Source organism: Colwellia sp. BRX10-4 (assembly GCF_014077465.1).
In the GTDB taxonomy this organism is placed as follows: Bacteria; Pseudomonadota; Gammaproteobacteria; order Enterobacterales; family Alteromonadaceae; genus Colwellia_A.
In genome coordinates this window covers 36214-58835 of sequence record NZ_JACGVZ010000013.1, presented here as the reverse complement: position 1 = coordinate 58835, position 22622 = coordinate 36214, and the positions used below count along the sequence as shown (strand labels likewise).

General features: G+C 39.2%; 17 protein-coding genes and 4 pseudogenes. 14 read left to right on the top strand and 7 right to left on the bottom strand.

The window, feature by feature from the left end; genetic code table 11:
* Position 1 precedes the first annotated feature (1 nt).
* The 8 genes and pseudogenes from xdhA to H4J67_RS11635 all read left to right on the top strand — a co-directional run bounded on the left by xdhA (position 2) and on the right by H4J67_RS11635 (position 8914).
* A complete protein-coding gene (gene xdhA / locus H4J67_RS11670; RefSeq protein WP_182203819.1) occupies positions 2–1555 on the top strand; it encodes a xanthine dehydrogenase small subunit in 1554 nt (517 codons plus the stop codon).
* The gene (xdhB, locus tag H4J67_RS11665; protein ID WP_182172285.1) at positions 1548–3920 is read left to right on the top strand and encodes a xanthine dehydrogenase molybdopterin binding subunit; all 2373 of its coding nucleotides are present in this window, start codon (positions 1548–1550) and stop codon (positions 3918–3920) included. The genes xdhA and xdhB overlap by 8 nt, the downstream gene beginning before the upstream one ends.
* Positions 3913–4851, top strand: a complete 939-nt coding sequence (xdhC, locus tag H4J67_RS11660) for a xanthine dehydrogenase accessory protein XdhC (RefSeq protein ID WP_182172288.1) — start codon at positions 3913–3915, stop codon at positions 4849–4851. The genes xdhB and xdhC overlap by 8 nt, the downstream gene beginning before the upstream one ends.
* A gap of 173 nt (positions 4852–5024) precedes the next feature.
* Positions 5025–5555: a 2-oxo-4-hydroxy-4-carboxy-5-ureidoimidazoline decarboxylase gene (gene uraD / locus H4J67_RS11655; RefSeq protein ID WP_182172291.1), complete on the top strand. Its 531-nt coding sequence runs from the start codon at positions 5025–5027 to the stop codon at positions 5553–5555.
* Between the two features lie 4 nt (positions 5556–5559).
* On the top strand, positions 5560–5928 hold the full coding sequence (gene uraH / locus H4J67_RS11650) for a hydroxyisourate hydrolase (RefSeq protein ID WP_182172294.1): 369 nt from the start codon (positions 5560–5562) through the stop codon (positions 5926–5928).
* Between the two features lies 1 nt (position 5929).
* On the top strand, positions 5930–6463 hold the full coding sequence (locus H4J67_RS11645; protein WP_182203817.1) for an ureidoglycolate lyase: 534 nt from the start codon (positions 5930–5932) through the stop codon (positions 6461–6463).
* A gap of 4 nt (positions 6464–6467) precedes the next feature.
* Complete coding sequence (gene guaD, locus H4J67_RS11640) at positions 6468–7793, top strand: guanine deaminase (RefSeq protein WP_182203815.1); 1326 nt, start codon at positions 6468–6470, stop codon at positions 7791–7793.
* A 379-nt stretch (positions 7794–8172) separates the two neighbouring features.
* Positions 8173–8914 (top strand): annotated as a pseudogene (locus H4J67_RS11635) (EAL domain-containing protein).
* Here the strand turns inward: H4J67_RS11635 and H4J67_RS21230 are convergent.
* Together H4J67_RS21230 and H4J67_RS20645 are read right to left on the bottom strand one after the other, a co-directional pair.
* Positions 8826–9128 (bottom strand): annotated as a pseudogene (locus H4J67_RS21230) (hypothetical protein); the annotation flags it as partial. The pseudogenes H4J67_RS11635 and H4J67_RS21230 overlap by 89 nt on opposite strands.
* Positions 9098–9238 (bottom strand): MerR family DNA-binding transcriptional regulator, encoded by a 141-nt coding sequence (locus H4J67_RS20645; protein ID WP_182172306.1) that lies wholly within the window; start codon positions 9236–9238, stop codon positions 9098–9100. The pseudogene H4J67_RS21230 and the gene H4J67_RS20645, both read right to left, overlap by 31 nt.
* A 104-nt stretch (positions 9239–9342) precedes the next feature.
* On the opposite strand from H4J67_RS20645, the gene H4J67_RS11620 reads away from it, so the two are divergent.
* Positions 9343–10575: an NADH:flavin oxidoreductase/NADH oxidase family protein gene (locus tag H4J67_RS11620; protein ID WP_182203813.1), complete on the top strand. Its 1233-nt coding sequence runs from the start codon at positions 9343–9345 to the stop codon at positions 10573–10575.
* Positions 10576–10764: 189 nt separating this feature from the next.
* On the opposite strand, the gene H4J67_RS11615 is transcribed toward H4J67_RS11620, so the two are convergent.
* Positions 10765–11376, bottom strand: a complete 612-nt coding sequence (locus H4J67_RS11615; RefSeq protein WP_182172312.1) for an alpha-ketoglutarate-dependent dioxygenase AlkB — start codon at positions 11374–11376, stop codon at positions 10765–10767.
* Positions 11377–11676: 300 nt separating this feature from the next.
* On the opposite strand from H4J67_RS11615, the gene H4J67_RS11610 reads away from it, so the two are divergent.
* The 3 genes from H4J67_RS11610 (at position 11677) to H4J67_RS11600 (ending at position 13550) form a co-directional block, all read left to right on the top strand.
* Positions 11677–11910 (top strand): diguanylate cyclase domain-containing protein, encoded by a 234-nt coding sequence (locus H4J67_RS11610; RefSeq protein ID WP_310650633.1) that lies wholly within the window; start codon positions 11677–11679, stop codon positions 11908–11910.
* A 257-nt stretch (positions 11911–12167) separates the two neighbouring features.
* On the top strand, positions 12168–12641 hold the full coding sequence (locus H4J67_RS11605) for a Dps family protein (RefSeq protein ID WP_182172318.1): 474 nt from the start codon (positions 12168–12170) through the stop codon (positions 12639–12641).
* A 234-nt stretch (positions 12642–12875) separates the two neighbouring features.
* Positions 12876–13550, top strand: a complete 675-nt coding sequence (locus H4J67_RS11600) for a hypothetical protein (RefSeq protein ID WP_182172321.1) — start codon at positions 12876–12878, stop codon at positions 13548–13550.
* A 176-nt stretch (positions 13551–13726) separates the two neighbouring features.
* Here the strand turns inward: H4J67_RS11600 and H4J67_RS11595 are convergent, their stop codons facing one another.
* The 4 genes and pseudogenes from H4J67_RS11595 to H4J67_RS20635 form a co-directional block, all read right to left on the bottom strand.
* Complete coding sequence (locus H4J67_RS11595; RefSeq protein ID WP_083278102.1) at positions 13727–14509, bottom strand: S1/P1 nuclease; 783 nt, start codon at positions 14507–14509, stop codon at positions 13727–13729.
* A gap of 189 nt (positions 14510–14698) precedes the next feature.
* The gene (locus tag H4J67_RS11590) at positions 14699–17089 is read right to left on the bottom strand and encodes an endonuclease (protein WP_182172324.1); all 2391 of its coding nucleotides are present in this window, start codon (positions 17087–17089) and stop codon (positions 14699–14701) included.
* 85 nt (positions 17090–17174) lie between these two features.
* A pseudogene (locus tag H4J67_RS20640) lies at positions 17175–18392 on the bottom strand (alkaline phosphatase); the annotation flags it as partial.
* 30 nt (positions 18393–18422) lie between these two features.
* A pseudogene (locus H4J67_RS20635) lies at positions 18423–19670 on the bottom strand (endonuclease/exonuclease/phosphatase family protein); the annotation flags it as partial.
* A 178-nt stretch (positions 19671–19848) separates the two neighbouring features.
* Between H4J67_RS20635 and add the strand changes: the two are divergent.
* Positions 19849–20850, top strand: coding sequence for an adenosine deaminase (gene add, locus H4J67_RS11580; protein WP_182172330.1), 1002 nt, complete (start codon positions 19849–19851; stop codon positions 20848–20850).
* Between the two features lie 514 nt (positions 20851–21364).
* The gene (locus H4J67_RS11575) at positions 21365–22585 is read left to right on the top strand and encodes a NupC/NupG family nucleoside CNT transporter (protein WP_182172333.1); all 1221 of its coding nucleotides are present in this window, start codon (positions 21365–21367) and stop codon (positions 22583–22585) included.
* Positions 22586–22622 lie beyond the last annotated feature (37 nt).

The following is a 22622-nucleotide window of genomic DNA, read 5'->3' as shown; positions in this document are numbered from 1 at the left end:
TATGTCAGACAATAAAATTCAATTTTTGTTAAATAACGAACGTAAAGTTATCGAAAATTGTGATCCTAATATGACGGTACTCAACTATTTAAGAGAAGAGTTGAGTCGAAAAGGGACGAAAGAAGGTTGTGCTTCAGGAGACTGTGGTGCCTGTACAGCAGTGCTTGCTGAAGTGGTTCAATCAGCAAAAAGTCAAACAACAACAGAACATCTTAGCTATCAATCGATTAATACCTGTATTACATTTTTATCAGCACTTCATGGCAAACAGCTTGTGACAGTAGAAGATTTACAGCAAGGAAATAAATTACATAGTGTTCAACAAGCTATGGTCGATTGCCATGGCTCACAATGTGGCTTTTGTACTCCTGGTTTTGTTATGTCACTTTTTTCATTAAAGAAAAATTTAGCGCAAGCCAAGTTCACTGATGCGACAGATAATTCTCCTGCTATTGATTTAGACAAAGACATCGAGCATGGCTTAGCGGGTAACTTGTGCCGCTGTACTGGCTATCGCTCTATCACTGAAGCGGCAAAACAAGCTTGTGATAACAATGACGTTGATCAGTTTGAGCACGAGCAAGCGGCGACTATTAAGCAATTAAAACTCATAGTTCAGCAAGAAGAAACTGTTGAATTGCACAATAATGGCAAGAGCCTTTATCTTCCTAATACCTTAGATAAATTAGCACAATTGGTTGAACAATACCCGAAAGCTAAATTGTTAGCCGGTGGTACCGATTTAGCGTTAAGCGTTACCCAAGGTATGGCGCAAATACAAACCATGATTTCGATGAGTAATGTGCGCGAGCTTGCACAAATTAATGAATCAGCAGAAACTTTGTCTATTGGCGCTATGGTGAGCTATGAGCAAAGCCATCAGTTATTAAGCCAGCATTATCCAGAATTTGGTCAAATGCTTTATCGCCTTGGTTCAACTCAGGTGAGAAATTCGGGCACGTTAGGGGGAAATGTCGGTAATGCTTCTCCGATTGGAGACACGCCGCCCGTGTTAATCGCCTTAGGTGCTAAGCTAGTACTTCGCAAAGGCGAGCGTACTCGTCAAATATCTGTTGAAGATTATTTTGTTGATTACAAAGTGACACAACTCGAAAGTGGTGAGTTCATCGAACGTATTGAAATTCCAAAAGCTAACAGTAATAAACATCTCAAAGTCTTTAAAATATCAAAACGATTAGATGATGACATATCGACGGTGCTTGCCTGTTTCTATATTAAATTTGCCAATAAAAAAGTGGCTAACATTACCATTGCTTTCGGCGGTATGGCAGGCATACCAAAACGCGCTTTTTCCTGTGAACAAGCTTTAATGGGCAAAGAGCCTAGCGAACAAAATATTGCTTTAGCGATGACAGCATTAGCAAAAGACTTCTCTCCGATGTCAGATGTGCGCGCGAGCAGTGAATATCGCTTACAAGTGGCCAAAAATTTAGTGAAAAAATGTTTTTATGAAATAGAGCAAACGCATGCAGCAACCCGAATCGAAACCTTTGAAGTCGATACCTTCGAAGTGAAAGGAGTGACTCATGCGTAAATTAAGTGAAATTGAAAAAAGTCTCGAAGGTAAAAAAAGTTCTGGTGCGGTTGGGCAATCGACCAAGCATGAAAGTGCTGAAATGCATGTTACCGGCAAAGCCGTTTATACCGATGACAAATTAGAGTCGTTAGGGCAATTGCATGCTGCTGTGGGTATGGCAACGATTGCCAGTGGTAATATTACCGCGATAGACTTATCGGCAGTACGCGCCGCCAAGGGTGTGGTTGCTGTTATTACCTTAGATGATATTGTTGGCCATACTGATATTGGTCCTGTTTTTCCGGGCGATCCAATACTCACCAAAGATATCGTTGAATTTTATGGTCAAGCTATCTTTGCGGTCGCTGCGACGAGCCATGAGTTAGCAAAACAAGCGGTAGCGTTGGCAAAAGTTGACTATAAAGAAAAAACGCCAGTACTGACTATTAAGCAAGCGTTAGAAGCTAAGAGCTTTGTTCGTCCACCGCACAGTATGAAACGGGGTGATAGTGCCACTGCTATTGAGCAAGCTAAGCATCAGCTGAGCGGTGAAATTGCTATTGGTGGCCAAGAACATTTTTATTTGGAAGGTCAAATAGCCAGTGTTATTCCCACCGAAGATGGCGGAATGACCGTTTATTCATCTAGCCAACATCCTGCTGAAGTTCAAAAACTTGTGGCAGAAGTGTTAGGTATTCCTTTTAACCGCGTCGTTGTCGATATGAAACGTATGGGTGGTGGTTTTGGCGGCAAAGAAACACAAGCGGCTGGTTGGTCTTGTTTAGCGGCGGTACTTGCCGATAAAACCCAAAAAGCGGTAAAACTGCGTTTAAATCGTAGCGACGATATGATGATGACTGGTAAACGTCATCCTTTTGAAAATCATTATCAAGTGGGGTTTAATGATCAAGGTGTTATTGAAGGCATAGATATAACGGTCAATGGTAATTGTGGTTACTCACCTGATTTATCAGATGCCATCGTCGACAGAGCCATGTTTCATGCTGATAATGGTTATTACTTGGACCATGTCAGTATTATCGGTAATCGTTGTAAGACGAATATCGCCTCCAATACCGCTTTTCGAGGTTTTGGTGGTCCGCAAGGTATGATGATTATTGAGTGTGTCATGGATGATATTGCTTACTCTCTAGGATTAGACCCACTTGCTGTGCGAAAAGCTAACCTTTACGGTACAGATACGCGCAATATTACCCCGTACCATCAGCAAGTAGAGCACAATAATTTAGCCGAGATGATAACCAAACTTGAGCATAGTTCTCGTTATGCCGAACGTTGCCAAGAAATTGATGAATTTAATGCTGGCAGTAAATTTCTTAAAAAAGGTATTTCACTAACACCGGTTAAATTTGGTATTTCGTTTACCGCACAGCATCTTAATCAAGCGGGGGCGCTGATTAACATTTATACCGACGGTAGTGTTGATGTTACACATGGCGGCACTGAAATGGGCCAAGGCTTGCATACTAAAATTGCCCAAATCGTTGCACAAGTTTTTGGTATCACCGTTGATAAGGTAAAAGTATCAGCAACGCGGACCGACAAAGTCCCTAATGCTTCACCAACAGCGGCTTCTTCAGGTACCGATCTCAATGGTAAAGCCGCTCAAAACGCTGCACAAACAATTAAACAAAGGTTAATTGATTTTGCTGTCGAGCACTTTGCTGTTGAGAGTGACAAGATAACTTTTAGTGACGATTTAATCGATGCTGGTGAACATAAACTCAGTTTTGTCGAGTTAGTCCAAAAAGCGTATTTTGCTCGGGTATCTTTATCGTCGACCGGCTTTTATCGAACGCCAAAAATTTATTACGATAGAGAAAATGCCCAAGGTCGACCGTTTTTCTATTTTGCAATGGGTGCTTCAGTATCTGAAGTATTAATCGATACGCTGACCGGTGAATACAAGTTATTACAAACCGATATCCTTCATGATGTTGGTGACTCTTTAAACCCTGCGATAGATATAGGCCAAATTGAAGGTGGCTATATTCAAGGCGTCGGTTGGTTAACCACTGAAGAATTACATTGGAATGATAAGGGACGTTTGTTAACGACTGGGCCAGCCACCTATAAAATTCCTGCTATTAGCGATGCACCAAAAGTCTTTAACGTTGAGTTGTTAAAAGATTCACCTAATCGTGAAGCGACCATTTACCATTCTAAAGCGGTAGGCGAACCACCGTTTATGTTGGCTATTTCTGTCTGGTCAGCGCTGCGCGCCGCTATTGCTAACTCTGTTGCTGCAAAAAATAGAGCCAAAGGTGTTATTCCGTCGCTTGATACTCCTGCTACACCAGAGCGAGTTTTAAAGGCTGTACAATTAATAACCGCCCAGCAAGGGATAGCAGCCGATGAATAACCGACAAAGTTGGTCTGAAGCGGTTAGTTCATTAAAGTTCAAAGGAGAGGCCTTTGTCTTGCTAACAATTATTGGTGTGTATGGCTCAGCGCCTAGAAATTCTGGTACTAAGATGGTGGTGAGTACCAATAGCACTTATGACACTATTGGTGGTGGTCACTTAGAGTTTAAGTCTATCGCGATAGCGCAACAATTATTAGCAGACGAAGATAAAAATCAACATATCGAGCACTTTTCTTTAGGTGCTTCCTTAGGGCAATGTTGCGGCGGAGATTGTAGCGTATTATTTGAAAGCTTTGCAGCTTGTAAAACTCAAATAATGCTTTTTGGCGCCGGCCATGTTGGTAAAGCGTTAACGACCATCCTTGCTGAATTACCTTGCCAGCTAAAATGGGTTGATAATCGCCGAGAACAGTTTCCTGTTGAGATGTTGGCAAATGCGCCAGCTAATATTGAGTGTATTGTCAGTGACAACCCGGTAGATGAAATAGCTAGCATGCCTGTAGGCAGTTTTTTTATCATTATGACCCATAATCATCAATTAGATTTTGAATTATGCCAGGCGCTGTTAAAGCGTGGTGATTTTGCGTATGCCGGTTTAATTGGTTCTGAGACAAAATGGAAACGCTTTCAGCATCGCTTAAAACATCGAGAATTTAGTAAGCAAGCCATTGAACAGCTCACTTGTCCTATTGGTTTAAGCGCCGTGCCGGGTAAACGTCCTATGGAAGTTGCGGTATCAATTGCGGCTGAAATTATTGGTTTATATCAAAAAGACGACAATGCGGGTCATCAGTCAACTACCGCGCAAGGTATTAGTTTTAAAGCGTTAACGCCGTTACTTAATAGCGCGACTAATCTCCATATTACCGGTCGAAGCAAAAATAAAGTAACTGATAGCAAACCGATTACAGATAAGATTAATGAATAACTTTACCTTAGGTTCAACAGGCGTTATTAGCGCCGAAGGTAGGAAAGCTGCAACACTTATTATTAACAGCGACAGGTTAAAAACCGCATAATAATGAGATCAAATTATATATTTACCCTAATAATGTCCTTAAGACAAGGTGCATTATTGGTTACCTTGAATAAGGAAAAGTTATGTCGATTATCGTGTTAAATGCTTTGCAACCTCAGACGGCCCACTTGGCCTTTATGCAGTGCTGTACAGCCAATACTTGGGTGAGCCGCATGGTGGCTGCTATGCCATATAACAATTTAGCGGCGTTATCTGCCCATGCTGATATCAGCTGGAAAAACCTAACAGAAGCCGATTATTTGCAGGCTTTTGAAGGGCATCCTAAAATTGGCGATGTGTCTAGCCTAAGAGAAAAATACCGCTCGACAGAGAAAATTGCCGCCGGAGAACAATCGGGTGTTAATACAGCGACAGAACAAGCATTAAGTGAGTTAAAGCAATTAAATGATGACTATCAAGAAAAATTTGGTTTCATTTTTATTGTTTGTGCCACAGGTAAAACAGCCACGCAGATGTTAGATATATTGGTAAAACGTTACGCGAATAATCGCGCGGAAGAAATCATTAATGCAGCAGAAGAGCAACGAAAAATATTACAGTTACGAATCGTAAAAATGATTGCCACTGCTGCTTCAAACGTAAAAGAGACCTAAGTTTATGAGTCAAATAACTTCACATATATTAGACACCAGTCGCGGTAAACCTGCCGCTGGTATCACTATTTCCCTCTTTGAACTTAAGGGTTCAAATGATGGTGACAGTAATATCCAAGCACAGTGGTCACTTTTGGCACAAGGCCAAACAAACAGTGATGGGCGAGTACCGGCCTTACTTGAGAAAGAGCGAATATTACCTGCGGGGAGTTATCGCGTTCATTTTGCGGTCAGTGATTATTTTAACGCGCTGAATGAGCAAGCATTTTATCCTTATGTTGATATTGTGTTTGATATCAGTGGAGATGGTGAACACTACCATATTCCATTATTACTGACCGCTTTTGGTTACTCAACTTATCGTGGCAGCTAAGATGATTTTACATGCTAAACCACTAAGCCAAAAAGCCTTTCAAGCTTTTGGTGATGTGATTGAAGTCAATGAACAAGTAGAAAAAATAACAATAAATTATGGGCTTACACAAAGATATCATGCATTAGCGACGCTAGATGTTAGTGAGGAAGCAGGGCAAGGTATTATCAGTGTTTTTCGCTCGTCGCCTAAAGAATGCTGTCAGATCAACGCCGGTATGGGTCAAATAACCATTGACTGTATGGAACGTCATCCTTTATCAAGCCAGGCTTTTTATCCTTTGTCTGCTAACGCTTATTTGGTAGTTGTTGGACCTGCGGGCGAATTTGATGTGACTAAATTAGCCGTATTTCTTGCTACAGGCAACCAAGGTGTTAATTACCACAAAGGTACTTGGCATCATTATAGTTTAGCTTTAAGTGAAACCGCTGATTTCTTAGTTGTTGACCGAAAAGGTGTCGGCAAAAACTGCGATGAAATCGCTTTAGAAAATAAAATTACCATACATTTTAATTTAGATAACCGGAGCGATTAAGTCGATGTCAGTAAAAGCATTTCGCGGTGAGATTTTACATTTTGTCGAAGACCCAGCTTCGACGCCTTGCCAAGATAAAGAGCAAGCAGAGCAAAGCAGCTACCAGTATTTTGAAGATGGTATTTTGCTGATAGAAAATGGCAAGATTAAACAGTTGGGTACAGCTAAAGCTATGTTGGCTGATTTAGAACATTCCCTAGAGATCCAACATATTGAAAATGGCCTGATTGTCCCTGGCTTTATTGATACTCATATCCATTATCCTCAAACTGAGATGATAGGGAGTTATGGTGAACAATTATTACAATGGTTAGAAGATTATACTTTTCCGACCGAAAAAAAGTTTGCTGATAAAGCCTACGCCACTAAAATCAGTGAGTTTTTCCTCAATCAATTGCTTGCTAACGGCACAACAACCGCATTAGTTTTTGGCACTGTCCATGCTGAGTCGGTTAATGCCTTTTTTGAAGTGGCTTTAGCTAAAAATCTCCGCATGATTGCTGGCAAAGTGATGATGGATAGGAATGCTCCTGACTATTTACTCGATACCGCGCAAAGTAGTTATCAGCAGTCTAAGCAACTTATCAAGGATTGGCATGGCAAAGGGCGTTTGCAATATGCTATTACCCCAAGGTTTGCGCCGACCAGTAGTGATGAGCAGTTAAGCTTGGCGGGGAAACTATTAAAAGAGCACCCAGGTGTTTATATGCAAACCCATTTGTCTGAAAATTTAAAGGAAATTGAATGGGTTAAATCGCTTAATCCTGATTGCGAAAACTATTTAGATGTTTATAAAAAGCATCAATTACTTGGGAGTCGTAGTGTTTTTGCTCATGGCATACATTTATGTGATGCTGAATATAGTGACTTATCTCAATCTAATTCAGCCTTGTCATTTTGTCCAAGTTCAAATCTATTTTTAGGGAGTGGTCTGTTTAAACTTGATGTTGCCCAGCAACACAATATTAAAGTCGGTCTAGGTACAGATATAGGCGCAGGAACCAGTTTCTCACTATTAGAAACCTTAAAAGATGCCTACAAAACGCAGCAGTTAAGAGGCAAAAAATTAGATTCATTACAATCTTTCTATTTGGCAACTTTAGGTGGCGCAAGGGCGCTAGACTTAGAAGGTACAGTAGGTAATTTTCAAGTGGGTTGTGAGGCTGACTTTATAGTCTTAGATTATCATGCAACACCATTAATGAAATTACGGCTAGAGCAGTGTCAATCATTGGCAGAGAAACTTTTTTCTTTCACTATATTAGGGGATGACCGTGCGGTTAAAGCCACTTATATACAAGGTGAATTAGCTGAGGTTAATTGCGATTAGTGCTTTTAATAAGATAAGTAATAGCTAGAAAAAATATAGAATCTTATATTACCAAATAGCTAAAGTTAATTTTACGGTTTTTACTTTTAGTGATTGGTGTTACTGAGGTTGGCGCGTTATTGGTGTCAACCATACTAATTACCGGTACGACAAAACAATATTTCATTCTTCATTAAACAATATCTAAATAGAGAATCAATATCATTACTCAACAAACAGCCTATCTGTTGTTCAGGTGATCATATTTAAGGTCATTAATATAAATAATAGAGTGTTAATTACTGATATACAGCTACAATATCGGATGAAAGTTGATTTTTTTACATATAATTATAAATTATTAGCTAGAAATTAGGTGTTATCTAATGAGAGTAATAAAATGAAAGAACAACCTATAATCTATGACAGATTTTCATGTGCTAATTGCGCAGATAAAGGTAGCCTTGATTTTGATTTTACCATGGCTTTTCAGCCAATCATTAACTGTACTAGCCAGAAAATTTATGGCTATGAGGCATTAGTACGTGGATTAAATAACGAATCCGCTTATTCAATAATATCGCAGGTAAACGACGATAACCGTTATTTATTTGATCAGCTTTGCCGAGTTAAAGCGATAGCTCTTGCCTCTAAGTTAAAACTTCAATCTATGCTCAGTATTAATTTCCTCCCCAACGCTATATAAACCTGAGCGTTGCATTCGCACAACATTAGAGGCAGCCAAAAAGTATGGCTTTCCGACTGAAAAAATAATGTTTGAATTTACCGAAGTTGAACAAATTGATGACACCGCTTTTATTAAGAATATTGTTGAGTCTTATAAGAAAATAGGCTTTAAAACTGCAATAGATGACTTTGGCGCAGGGTATGCTGGTTTGGGTTTATTAGCTGATTTTCAAACTAACATCGTAAAAATTGATATGGGATTAATCCGTAACATTAATGAAGATAAGGTGCGTCAGTCAATAGTAAAAAATTGTTTAAATATTTTTAATGACCTAAACATTACTCAGCTCGCTGAGGGAATAGAGACTAAAGAAGAATACCGCTGTTTACGTGATTTTGGTATTGAATTAATGCAAGGTTACCTTGTTGCCAGCTCTCTTGTAAGCGTTGTTTAAATAATACTATTTCGTCTCGTTGTGCTAATAATTTCTTAATTAAACTCTCTGCCTCAAGCAAGCGTATATCAAGTTGCTCGACTATTTTGTTGTGATCAAGTCCTTCGGTTACGCCACTATCTGCTAAAACATTTAAGATATCTGCCAATCTGAAACCTAGCCGCTTTGCACATTCAATCGTTGCTAAACGCTGCACACTATCTTGCGAATAATGTCGATACCCTTTATATTTCTTTGTATTTTAGGGAGTAATCCTTCGGCTTCATAAAACCGTATAGTAGAGGCTGGTACACCACTTATTTTTGCTAACAAACTAATTTTCATCGGGTAGTCACTTTATATGTATGTAAACTGTTGACATTAAAGTCAACTTTAAGCTTATACTTGTCCAAAATCCAGCTCGTTAAACTTATTAACAGGAGTTCTACTTGAGTCACTCTGTATTTACACCGATAACTCTTCCTAATGGCGCAATTCTGCCAAATCGTTTAGCAAAAGCCGCCATGGAAGAAAATATGGCTGTCACGGGCCATTTACCTGGCGATGACATTTTTCAACTATATAAAACATGGGCATCGGGAGGCACGGGTCTGCTTATTACGGGTAATGTCATGGTAGATCACCGTGCAATGACCGGCCCAGGAGGTATTGCTTTAGAGGAAGATACCCCCTTAGAGCCCTTTGAAAAGTGGGCTGAAATAGCAAGTAAAAATGGCACGAAAATATGGATGCAAATAAACCATCCTGGCCGACAAGTCTATGCTGCTATGGGAGGGCAGGTGTTTTCTCCCTCAGATATTGCATTGGATATGGGGAAGCATAGTCAGTTATTTAGTAAACCAAGTCCGATGACCGAGCTTGAAATTCAAGCATTAATTCAGCGATTTGTTGTCACAGCATTACGTGCTGTTGAAGCTGGGTTTCATGGTATTGAGATCCACGCAGCTCATGGCTACCTGTTATCACAATTTTTGTCGCCGCTGACCAATAAGAGAAATGATAATTGGGGTGGCAGCCTTGAAAACCGTGCTCGCCTCCTTTATGAAATTGTTAAGGCGGTCAAGCAAGTTATACCTGAAAATATAGCGGTAGCAGTTAAGTTAAACTCCGCAGATTTCCAACGTGGAGGTTTTGATGCACAAGATGCCTTAGTCGTGGTAAGAGAACTTGGCCATTTAAAAGTAGATTTAGTTGAATTGTCAGGTGGTAGCTATGAAAGTCCAGCAATGCAAGGTAATACAGCTGATGGACAGCCCCTAAATAGAGAAGCTTATTTTCTTGAGTTTGCGAAAGAAATTGCCAAACACGCTCCTATGCCAATTATGACAACAGGAGGGATTGTCCGTTTAGCGACTGCACAAAAAGTAGTAAATGAAGGCGTAGATATGGTCGGCATTGGCAGAGCGCTGGCCTTTAGTCCAAATCTTCCTCAACGCTGGAAAACATCACCAGACGCAGTAGCCATTCTACCTCAAGTGAAATGGCAAGATAAAACTTTAGCCGCACTTGCAACGATGGCTATTACCAAACGTCAGTTACAACGTATTGGCAAAGGTAAAGCCCCAAAATTAAACTCATCACCATTATTTTCACTGATTTTTGACCAACTACGACTTAAAAAACTGACTAAAATCTATCGAAAAACTTATGAAAATGAATAGGGCATATTGATATTATTTCAATCTTATATAAGGCATTGTCAACAGATAGTGTCGAGTAAGCCCGTTGATTAGCGGCTGACTAGGACCTAAAGACGTTGACAATAAAGCATAGTTTGACGGTTAATGGCGGTATATTCATCACCTTGCTTATACAAAGTGACGAAAATTACTCTTGTTAACGATAATACGTTATGTGTTGACAATCGTTCTAAACGTAAGGTTAATCCTTGCGTCTTTAATGAGTTTAGTTGGCGGTAAACGATGGAGCCAATGCTGTTGTGTTGGTCCTTTCATGACTAACAAACTGCCTGCTTTAAGGGGTAAGGTAATGACTTCTTTTGATATCTTGTGCTTAAAAGCAAATTTTCTTTCAGCACCAAAACTTAACGATGCAATCGCACCTTGGTCCTTTAAATCTTTTTCACCGTCGCTGTGCCAAGCCATGCCTTCTTCTCCACTGTGATAAAGGTTAAGTAAGCATGAATTATAAGTTTCACCACTATGGCGCTCGACAAGTGCTTTTAATGAAAGCAAATCATCGGTAAAAGGCAACGCTGTTTTAGTAATATTTGAGTAGGTATAGCTAAAACATTCAGTAGCATGCCAAGCCACTTTTCTTTTTGTTTCAATAGTTTTACCAAAAATAACCGCTTGGTCACAACGCCAATCAATACCGTTAAGTAAGCGATTAAAGTAATAGTCGCTATCGTCTAAAGAGATAATCTCACCAAAATAATCGACATCACCATCATATGGTAAAAGATTAATCGGCTGTTCAAATAAAGATGAAAATAGATCCATGTCGATAACACTTAAATGAGAAGATGAAGTAGCTATAGTACAACAGTAGTTAATGAAAATGGGCTAAACGTGTTTAAGTTAACACCCCCAAGAAATTGTCTGAACTTTCTTAAAATAATAACACAATAGATAATAAAACTCATCGATACTTAAGTCGTCACTTTAAAATCCAGCAATATTTACCACAATAATATAACATTTTGTCGAGGGTCTCTAATTGAAGATGACATTGGATTTAGATATTGTCTGAGCGGTCATATAAAAATGCATGGCCAGTTGAGGAGGCTATTGCTCATATGAATTAAGTTTCGGGGGGAGTCGTTTATCATTGTCTTGACTAATATATTTTCTGAAAATCATGTGACTAAACTTCCAGAACGATTAGCTAAAGGGGTTGATGAGTATAGTCTGGCGAAAAACACACCTGCTTCAATTTCTTATGATCTCGCTGTATGGAAAATATATGGCGAATCACTAAAAGACTTAATTGATCACGCTGACCGCATGATGTATCGGCAAAAACAGTTAAAATAAAGAGGAAAGATTATTGTTGTTATGAACGCTTTAAACGGTACTCTATATTTTTACTATTATTATGCTGGTTTATAGGCAAGGGTGATTTGTGTTATGATACGAATTGCTTTAGAAATCAAAGTAGAGTAAGAATCTAAATTGCTCAAAAGAACGTAAGCAGTTGACTGGCGTTTGAAGTTTTCAATTTTAGTCAACAATTTATCGCTCGTTCGATAAGGCGTTATACATTTATCAAATTCTAAAAATTAGGAAATTACATGACTGATATAGATATTGGCATAAATAAAGAAAATAGAACGGAAATATCAGACGGTTTAAAACGACTTTTAGCCGACTCTTATACGCTATATTTGCAAACACATAACTTTCATTGGAATGTAACTGGTTTACAATTTCGTGAATTACACTTGATGTTTGAAGAGCATTATACCGAATTAGCAATTGCTGTTGATGACATCGCTGAACGCATTAGAACCCTAGATGTACCTGCACCAGGAACCTATAAAGAGTTTTCAAAATTAAGCTCTATTAAAGAGATTGACGGTGTACCAAGTTCTGCGCAGATGGTTGAGTTACTTACCAAAGGGCACGAACAAGTTATTAAAACATCGCGTGAAGTTTTAAAAATTGCACAAGCTGCTGATGATGAGTCAACCGCTTCGTTAGTGTCTGATCGTATGCGTATACACGAGAAAACAGCGTGGATGTTAAGAGCGACTAAAGAATCATAATAAGTTAATTAAACGGAAAATAACGGGTGGTTGCCGCAACCCCCTTATTTTCCATTTTTAGCGCCTACCTTACAAAATACTCTGGCTAGCCCTTAAAAATACTCTATAGATAACACTTCTAATTGGCCCAGTAGCTTATTTGATGGTTTGCACTTATAAGCTTTTCAAATTAATCTATTACCCTAACTTATATTATTAGAGAGATTTGTTATTAGTGAACTCAGCTCCTTAGACTTGATACAGTCTAAACAATGGTTGTCAGCTTGGCAAAGAAACGCACTTAGCGATATTATCAAGGTTAGTTTTGCTGATATAGATGCAGAAGATTATCTACTAAAATATTTTGATAGCCCTGAGCCCAATCAGAGGAAGTTGAGACTTTACGTCAATAATGAGCAAATCATAGGCTACTGCTTACTCACCTTCACAGACAGTGCAAATTATACGGTAATTAAGGCTTCTGCTGCATTTCTTCCACAATATCGAAAGGGGAGTAATACTTTTTTATTTTCAATTAAAGAGAGCTTTAAAAGCTGGTTACAAAGACCCTGGCGCAAACACTATTATGCCGATACTATGCTCAGCCCTGCTATGTATCGAGCAATTGCCAAGAATACCGCCATTGTTTGGCCACATTTTGGGCAATCTGCACCCAAGGAATTGTTTACGCGTTTTAATCCAAACGGAAAAAACAGTAATGAAAATCAGTTGCGTTGTTTAGTTTCAGTCAATCGAAGCAGTAATTATAGCCAGCATGAATTGGAAATGTTGCGCTGTAGCGACAAAGCAGAAATTCAATATTATTGTCAGCTCAACCCTGACTTTGATCAAGGGATAGCGCTCTTTGTTATTATTCCAATAAATTTACAGCAGTTTGCGCAGACGGCAATGAAATATCTAATAAAGTAAAGTTGTTTGCGTTAGCAAAATAGTAGCGATTGAATCCATTAGAAATTTTGAGGTAAAACCATTAATAAATAATGGCTTAATTAGCCTAGGTAATGATTTTACTTGTTTAGTTGCGGCGTTTTACTAAACTGAAAGAGCCCAGATATTTACTAGGCTCTTATGTGAATAACGATTATTTATTCTTTAAAAATATCGTTTAGCATTCCAGCAAGACGGAAGCCTGCTTTGGCTATTTGTTCATTTAATATCGGGGTGTTTTTATACGCATACTGGTAACTTAATTCTTTATCTTCAGGGAAGTCATAGACTGTTTCTCTGTTAGATTTAGATTCTTTCGCCCAATCAAGATAAACGGTATCTTGCCATAAGTTAATGGTGTCTGGCGTTTGATTATTTAAAAAGTTAGCATATTCGGTATAAGAAAGCTTTTGATGCTCAATAATTGACGAATCCCACACAGCATGAAGTTTTGTTGGTTTTCCAAACCATTTAACGGTTATTTTATTACCGCCAAGGTCATCTCTGCGTCCAACATGAAGCGGTTGGTGAATATCGCCAACAAAGTGAATATAGAAAGCTAGTGCTTGCCATTTCTCTTCTTTGGTGATTTTTTTATCGCGAAGTTTTTTTTCAAAATCAGCTAAAGCTTTTAATATGTCGCCATCTTCATTTCTTTTTAGCCCATCAAATACTTCGTCATCATCAATAGAAATATAGTGCCAAGGCTTAGCATAATCCCATTTTTTATCTGAACGTATGTTATCAGACCAATTAGCCATTTGAGCTAATGGTGCGCCATCGGTTAGCTGCATTAGCGCCTTTTTGGCCGAAGGCTCTAAGTTATCCTCGGCTATTTTGGCAACCATACGATGCCCATTAGGGCCAAGTGCGAATGCTGATTTAATCGGCAGGTGTGCGAGTGTAATGACCATAACAGCCATCAAACTTTTATTTATCATCTACATAATCCTTGTTTTAGTGTTTTCTTATCTGCAGTAAACTATTTTATATCTAAGTATGATTAAGCTTGATAGAGCAGTAAAGAACTTTATTACTTGGGGAGGTTTTGCTGGTAGTTGCAGAGATGCGAGTTGCATTAATTTATCATTAATGCAACTCGTTCTGCTAACAAGAAGCTGAGTTGTAACCTACTTATTAAATCTTCTTAACGATAGTAGGGCAAGTCCTGCAAGTAAAAAGTAAACAGTACCACCACTGGTGTCTTCCTTTGCTATTACTTCAGCGGCAACATTAATAGTAACAGTGGCTGAGCTTGTTTTACCTTGATCATCCATAACAGTCACGTTAAATATGAGGCTTTCATCTTTACCAACTTTTGGTGCAACAAAAGTAATGGTAGCTGTGTCATAAACAGTAAGGTCAGCAACTTTACCGCTAGTTTGTGTCCAAACATAGCTAGCAATACTGCCATCACTATCTGCAGCTGTTGCCGTTAGTGTTACGTTAGCAGCAGAAGCAACTGATTGTTCGTCACCTGCTGAAACGGTTGGTGCTGCATTAGCATCACCACCATCACTAGCAGCACCACAAGCTGAAGCATAAAGACCATCAACCCACTCTGGGTGATCGATAAAAGGATTACGGTTGCCTTGAAACTCATAAATAGTGTGGTTACGGTTTATTTCAAAGGTATCTATGGGGTCTTGTGAATGCCAGTCAAACAAGGTACACAATTTACCTAGTTTGCCAGTACCATCACTCAATTTGCTCGTTGCTGTTCCAACAGTATCAACTAAGATTAAATCAGGCATAGTACTTTCTGTACCTGCATCGTAACGTACATCCATATAAAACATCATACGGGCAACATCACCTTTAACGTCATCTCTTGGTTCCCAAGTATCTGCTGTGCTTCTGTTTTCAGGCGCTTCAGTATTAGCGGTACCACCAATATCAAAATCACGATTACCACGGTCACTATTCATCGATATATCAGTAGGGCGCAAATGATGAATATCGGTATAACCTAATTGGTTAGTCTCTGGAAAACCATGTGATTTAGCCCATGTATGCTCTCGATTCCAAAAATTTTGATTACTTGAAGCAGAACCACTACCGTTATCTGCTTTGGCAATTGAACGTCCTGAATAGAGTAAAATTATGTTGTCAGCATTTGTAGCATCTTCATCGGTACTGGTTAGCGCGGTCCATACTTCAGAGTAGGTTAGTTGTTTATGATTAACACTGATGTCCGCTGTAATTGCTGCACGTAAACCGGCGGCTTCTGCAGCGTTTGCTTGGCTATAATAAGTGGCTTCGACATAAGTCGTTCGGTCAGCTATTTTTGCTAAGTCAGGGCAGTTTGTACAAATTCCTGTAGCCGGTGTTGATCCATCACCAGTAGGCGTACCAGCAGTAGGTAAAGCTTGTGAACCATCACAAGTTACTTCGCCACTACAGCCTAAACCATCAGCAGTATCTTTAGCAAAAGTAGCCCATTGTGTTGCTGGGTCAAAAGCATCATCAGCTGTGGTATCACCTTCGGTAACCGAGTTTAGGCGACGTAAGGTATGATCTTTTGTTGAAAAATCACCCGTACCCCAATTGCTACCTGGGTCAACACCAAATTGGCCAAAGCTATCAACAATACCGGCATTGTTAATAAGTAAAATAGCATCATCACCATTAAAGTAAGTTACGCTTGTGTCTTCAATACCTTGAGGAGCATCAAATGTAAATAGTTCAGTTGCCCCCTGATTATAAACAACAATACTAGAGCCAGGTACAAGTAAACCTTGCAATAATAGCTCATTTGGTGAATCTGTCTTGCCATTTGCATAAAGCTCTAGTTTATAACCATCTACCGCTAGATCTACATCTGCAGTACCTAAGTTAGATATTTCAATGGCTTTATTACTGCCACCGCCTTCAACATACTCAGTGATAAGAACAATGCCTTGGCCAGTTGATGCCCCGCCTTCAGTCGGTAAGGGTTGATTGCCATCACAGGCCGCTATACCAGTACATCCTAAACCGTCAGAGGTGTCTTTTGGAAAGGTCGCCCATTGGGTCGCGGGGTCAAAAGCATCGTCAGAAGTGGTATCACCTTCAGTGACTGATGTTAAGCGGCGTAAAGTATGATCTTTAGTAGAAAAATCACCTTCACCCCAGTTGCTGCCTGGGTCTGTTCCTAATTGTCCAAAACTGTCAACAACGCCATTAGCGTTTGAAAGTAATAGGGCATCATCACCATTAAAGTAAGTGGCACTTGAATCTTCAAGGCCTTGAGGAGCATCAAATTTAAATTCGGCAGTGGCATCCTTGTTATAAACAACAATGCTCGAGCCTGGCACTAATAAGCCTTGCAATGATATACCGTTAGTTGTTTCTGTTTTACCATTAGAATAAAGGTCGAGTTTATAACCTTCCGCGGCTAAGTCGACATTTACGCTGCCAAGATTAGAAATTTCAATAGCTTTATTACTACCTCCACCTTCAACATATTCAGTGATCACAACATTAGCATGACTAGAAAGCACGCTAAGGCCGAGTACCGCTGTTAACATTTGTATTTTCATAATTTTCCTTTAGGTTGTTTGCTCAATGGTATTGAGTCTCTTCGTTAGTATTATTCAGTCATTAATGACCATTAGTGAATCTTAGTTAATTGCCTTCAAGCACCAAAAATAGCTGCTTAGCTATGTCGGTATTCGTTTGATGACGGTTAAAGGCTTTAGCGCCATTACCAGTGGCAAAAACTTGTACGTCAATACCGGTATGGCCACCAGAAGTCCAACCGGTATTAGTTCTTGAATCAATTAATAATTTAATTTGCTCATAGATAGATTTTTCATCGCTGCGCCCAATAAACAAATTAGCTTCTTGGTCGGTAATAATAAAGCCGAGAGCGTCTGTTAATTGCTGGGCAGAAATAGCTGTGTTTTGATGCGCTAATTTTGTTGCAATACTTTTAGGTGATGCGGTTAAGTTTTTCAAAAATTCAGGTTGCCAGCGATAATCGCCGTTAGCACCCAGGGTTAAGCCACCTGTACTATGATCTGCCGTGGCAACTAATAAGGTGTCATCACGATTTTCCACATAGTTCTTCAACCAAGTAAGTGTTTCGGCTAAATCTTGCATTTCAGCCATAGCAGCAGCAATATCATTACTATGACCCGCCCAGTCTATTTGACTTGCTTCAACAAGTAGTACGTAACCTTCATTATTTTCTAAATGTCGTACGCCAGCTTTAGCCATTGCCAGTAAATGGTTTTCATTTTTATTGTCAAGTGTCCACGGCAGTCCGACTTCAGCAAATAAACCCAATACCGGTTGTTGTTTATTAAGCGAAGTAAGTTTTGATAAATCATCAATATATTGAAAGTCTGCTTGCTTGAATTCGCTGACTAAGTTTCTGTCAGGGCGAATAAAATATTTGCTACCGCCGCCGAGCATTAAATTAGCCTTAAAGTGACCGTTAATTTTGTCGTCAAAGTAACTGTCGGCGATTTCATTATAATTTTTACGACTTTCATTGTGAGAAAAATAGGCGGCAGGAGTTGCGTGGTTAATTTGGGAGGTAACCACTAAGCCGGTTTTCTTGCCTAATTGTTTTGCTCGCTCCATTAGCGTTAATAACGGTTTTTTATTTACATCAACACCAATCGCCCCATTATAGGTCTTATAACCGGTAGATAATGCAGTAGCGGCTGCGGCAGAGTCGGTAACGTAACCTTGGCTATTAACCGGATAAGTACTGACCATGCCTGTTAGCAGTTCATCAAAAATAGTTGTCTCTACCTGTGGCGTATTTATATTATCCATATAATAACGATAACCCGTGGTGTAGGCGGGTCCCATTCCGTCGCCAATAACCATGATAATATTTTTAGCTAGCTTATCTTTGGCTGTTAAAATTAAATCCGCCCAAACCAAACGATGATCAGATGAAGCGGAGCGCGTTTCAATTAAGCGATAAAGTGGGCTGTCTTTCTTTGGCCAAAAAACACCATTATTTTTTAGGTTAATACCAAGGCGAGAAGGTAACACATAGTCTGCTTGCATACCCCAGCCAGCGGTATGATTAGCAGCAAAAGGGCTGTTACTATTTTTTATTGCAGCGACGCTAGCAGGCGTCATATCATTATTAATAAAAGGACTAGCCAAGAGGTTACTAATGCCTTCTTTGCGGGCAGCACCTTCATCTTTAGAGGCGTTTTGATCACCCAAAATAACAAAGCGGCTATCTAATGTTAACCCACCTTTACCCCCTTGGTCATCGTAAATATAATTGCCTTTGTTGGGGGTAATATAGTCTTGCCAAAAGCGTATTTCGTCATGGTTTCTAGCACCATTACGGTCTTCTTCACCGTCGAACACCGGTGGTGTAGGGTGGCTTGCTAGTATATGAACAAGTTTACCTTGGACATTAATCGGAATATCCCAGTGCGATTTAGACGATAAACGCAGCATTTGCCATTCTTGTTCATTATACCAATGCTCTTTCGTACTTGGATTGATTGGCACTATGGCATTGGGCATATCTTTCCAAAGGAAATGTTGGAAAGTTCTAATATTATCCTCATCAATTGGATATTTAGATAGCACTAACATACCAAAATGACCAGGGAAGTGGCCATAACCTTGAGCGTCGCCAAGATTATTAGTTTTTTTACCGTTATTGTCCAAATCAAAAGGCGTGCTTACACCAGTATTTACCGGAGCAAAATAATAATAGGGGTAATCAATGGCAGCTATTCCCTGTTGTGATTTACCTAAATATTGCTTTAAAAATATTTCAACGCCTTGTTTTGGGTCGGCAATATAGTCAAATTCATTAAGGAGAATAATATCTGGGCGGTTACGTTGAATAATTTCAGCAATATTCTTAATTTGTTGACGATCGTCTTTAAGAGCAGCGATAAGTTCAACACCTGACCCTATTTTATTATTAGGTAGGTAATTAGTTGCGTCCATGCTGACATTAAATGTTGCTACTCTAATGTCAGGTTGTTGGTCTATTGCAGGTTGAATAACGGATGCTTGTGTGACAAAAACAGCTAATAAAAGCGGTAACGCTAGTTGAATAAAATTAATTTTAAGTGGTTTATGGGTCTTTTTATGTTTAATTTTAGTCAGTAATTGTATTTTGAATTTCATATATTTATCACAATTTCATGTACTTATATTAGTAGGTGAATAAGTCATCAATCAAACATAACTTGTCACTTGTGTCAGGTTGTGTCAGGTTGTGTTTAGAATGTAAAATAAATTAACCATATGGTCAAGTTTTCTTTGTCCATGAGTATAAACAGATAAAATGTTAAGGAATAGTAGAATGTTTAGCGATATTCCCTTTATTGATTTACACCGCCATTTAGATGGCAATATAAGAGCAAAAACAATTCTGGCATTAGGACAACAGCATGGTATCGAATTACCTGCTGATAATTTGACTGATTTACTACAGCATGTACAAATTCAAGGTAAAGAAAGTGACTTAGTCTCTTTTTTACAAAAACTTGATTATGGCGTTAGCGTGTTAGCTAATTTAGAGGCATGTAAACGTATCGCTTATGAAAACGTTGAAGATGCTTTTTTGCAAGGGCTTGATTATGCTGAATTAAGATTCTCTCCTTATTATATGGCTATGGAACATAAGCTCAATGTCACCGACGTGGTTGCTGCGGTGGTCGACGGCGTAAAGTTAGCGCAAAAAGATTTCCCTGTCCAAATTAACCTTATTGGTATTTTAAGTCGTACCTTTGGTGTTAATGCCTGTTTTGAGGAGTTACATGCCTTACTTGCGCACAAAAATGATCTTGTCGCGGTCGATTTGGCTGGAGATGAGTTAGGCAAGCCAGGTCAACTCTTTGTTGAACACTTTGCTTTGGTTGATAAAGCCGGTTTACAGGTGACTATTCATGCTGGTGAAGCGGATGGAGCATCGAGCATCTATCAGGCTATCAATGAATTACATGCAACCCGCATTGGCCATGGTACTCATGCTGTTGGCGATGAAAAATTAATGGATTATATGTATCAGCACAATATCGCCATTGAATCATGTTTAACGTCAAATTATCAAACAGGGACAGTAAAAAATATTAGTCAGCATCCCGTTAAAACATTTCTTGATAGAGGTTTACTTGTTTGCCTCAACAGTGACGATCCTGCTGTGCAGGGGTGTGACATAAAATATGAATATCAGCAGGCGGCACTTGAAGCGGGGCTAAGTCACGCGCAGTGTCGTACATTGCAAGATAACGCGTTAAAAATGGCTTTCTTATCTGACCATGAAAAGCGAGGCTTAAGACAGACAGCAATGAAAAGGGGTTGATAAGTGTCATAACATAAACGCTAATCATACAGAGTTTATTTGTTGGAGTTGGCTGTGCTAAAGCCTTTAGTAATCTAACTTTGACCAATTAGGTATGACTTAGCGCAGATAGTGCAGCAGTCTGACTAACAATCATAAGTAGTTGATATAGTGATTTAAGTTATCTTGATTGCCGTCAATAGCACCATAAAAATTCATTTTTTTGATAAATAACAGCAATACAACAAAGTTTTAACCTCGTTGTTATGGCCTGTCTATAGGTTCAATTTATCAGCTAAATTGCTAGTGGCATCATCATTAATATTATCGATAAATATTGCTGTTGTAGTATCCGAGTAATTGGTGGTTATTCGATAATATCCTATTGACCTAAGTAGAATCTTAGTTTAGATTAAAAACCTGACTATATAGTCAGGTTTTTAATATCAATACTCAAAATAAATAAAATGCTGTATTTGGTCTTAGTCTCCATTGTCATAAAAATAATAAGAAAATCAAAATAACAGGGAATAACATGGATACGAATATACTACGCAGCATTTTGGGGATTTTTGTCCTTTTAGCTATTGCCTATTTCGCCTCGTCAGATAGAAAGAACATTAATTGGCGAACGATTATTGGTGCACTAGTGTTACAAATATCTCTGGGTGCTTTTGTGTTATATATCCCCGCAGGTAAAGATATTTTGTTGAGTGTTGCTAGCGGCGTATCTAGTGTTATTGGCTATGCCAATGACGGTATTAGCTTTATATTTGGTGAACAAATAGGTGAAAAAAGCTTAGGCTTTATGTTTGCTTTCCATGTTTTACCCGTCATCGTCTTTTTCTCGGCGTTGATTGCCGTGCTTTATTATATTGGTGTAATGGAGTTGGTCATTAAGTTTATTGGTGGTGGTTTGCAAAAACTTCTTAAAACCAGTCAAGCTGAATCTATGTCAGCGACCGCAAATATTTTTGTTGGTCAAACAGAAGCGCCTTTAGTGATAAAACCATTTTTGCCTAAGATGACCCGCTCTGAACTTTTTGCGGTAATGGTTGGTGGCTTAGCATCGGTAGCAGGCTCGGTAGTCGCCGGTTACGCTGGTATTGGTATTGATTTAAAATACCTCATCGCTGCTAGCTTTATGGCTGCTCCTGGCGGCTTGCTGATGGCAAAAATGTTAGTGCCTGAAACTGAACAGCCGAACGACAACTTAGACGATATGAAAAGCGATGCTAAAGAGGCCGTTAATGTTATTGATGCAGCGGCCACCGGAGCATCAAATGGCATGATGCTCGCGCTAAATGTTGGAGCCATGTTATTAGCATTTGTTGCTCTACTGGCGATGGTAAACGGTTTGCTAGGTGGCTTTGGAGAATGGTTTGGCCTACAAAATTTAAGCTTACAACTGATTTTAGGTTATGTTTTTCAACCAGTCGCTTATCTTATTGGGATCCCTTGGCATGAAGCAAACATGGCTGGGAGTTTCCTTGGTCAAAAAATTATCATCAATGAATTTGTTGCCTATCTAGATTTTATTACTGTTGCTGATCAATTAAGTGCCAGAACCCAAGCCATTATTACCTTTGCGCTTTGTGGCTTTGCCAACTTATCTTCCGTGGCTATTTTATTAGGCGGCATGGGTAACATGGCACCTTCTCGTCGCCCCGATATTGCTAAGCTTGGCATGAAAGCGGTTCTTGCTGGGGCTATGGCTAACCTGATGAGCGCAACTATTGCGGGAATTTTTATCTAATTTACCTCATTAATTTAAACAAATAAATAAACAGAAA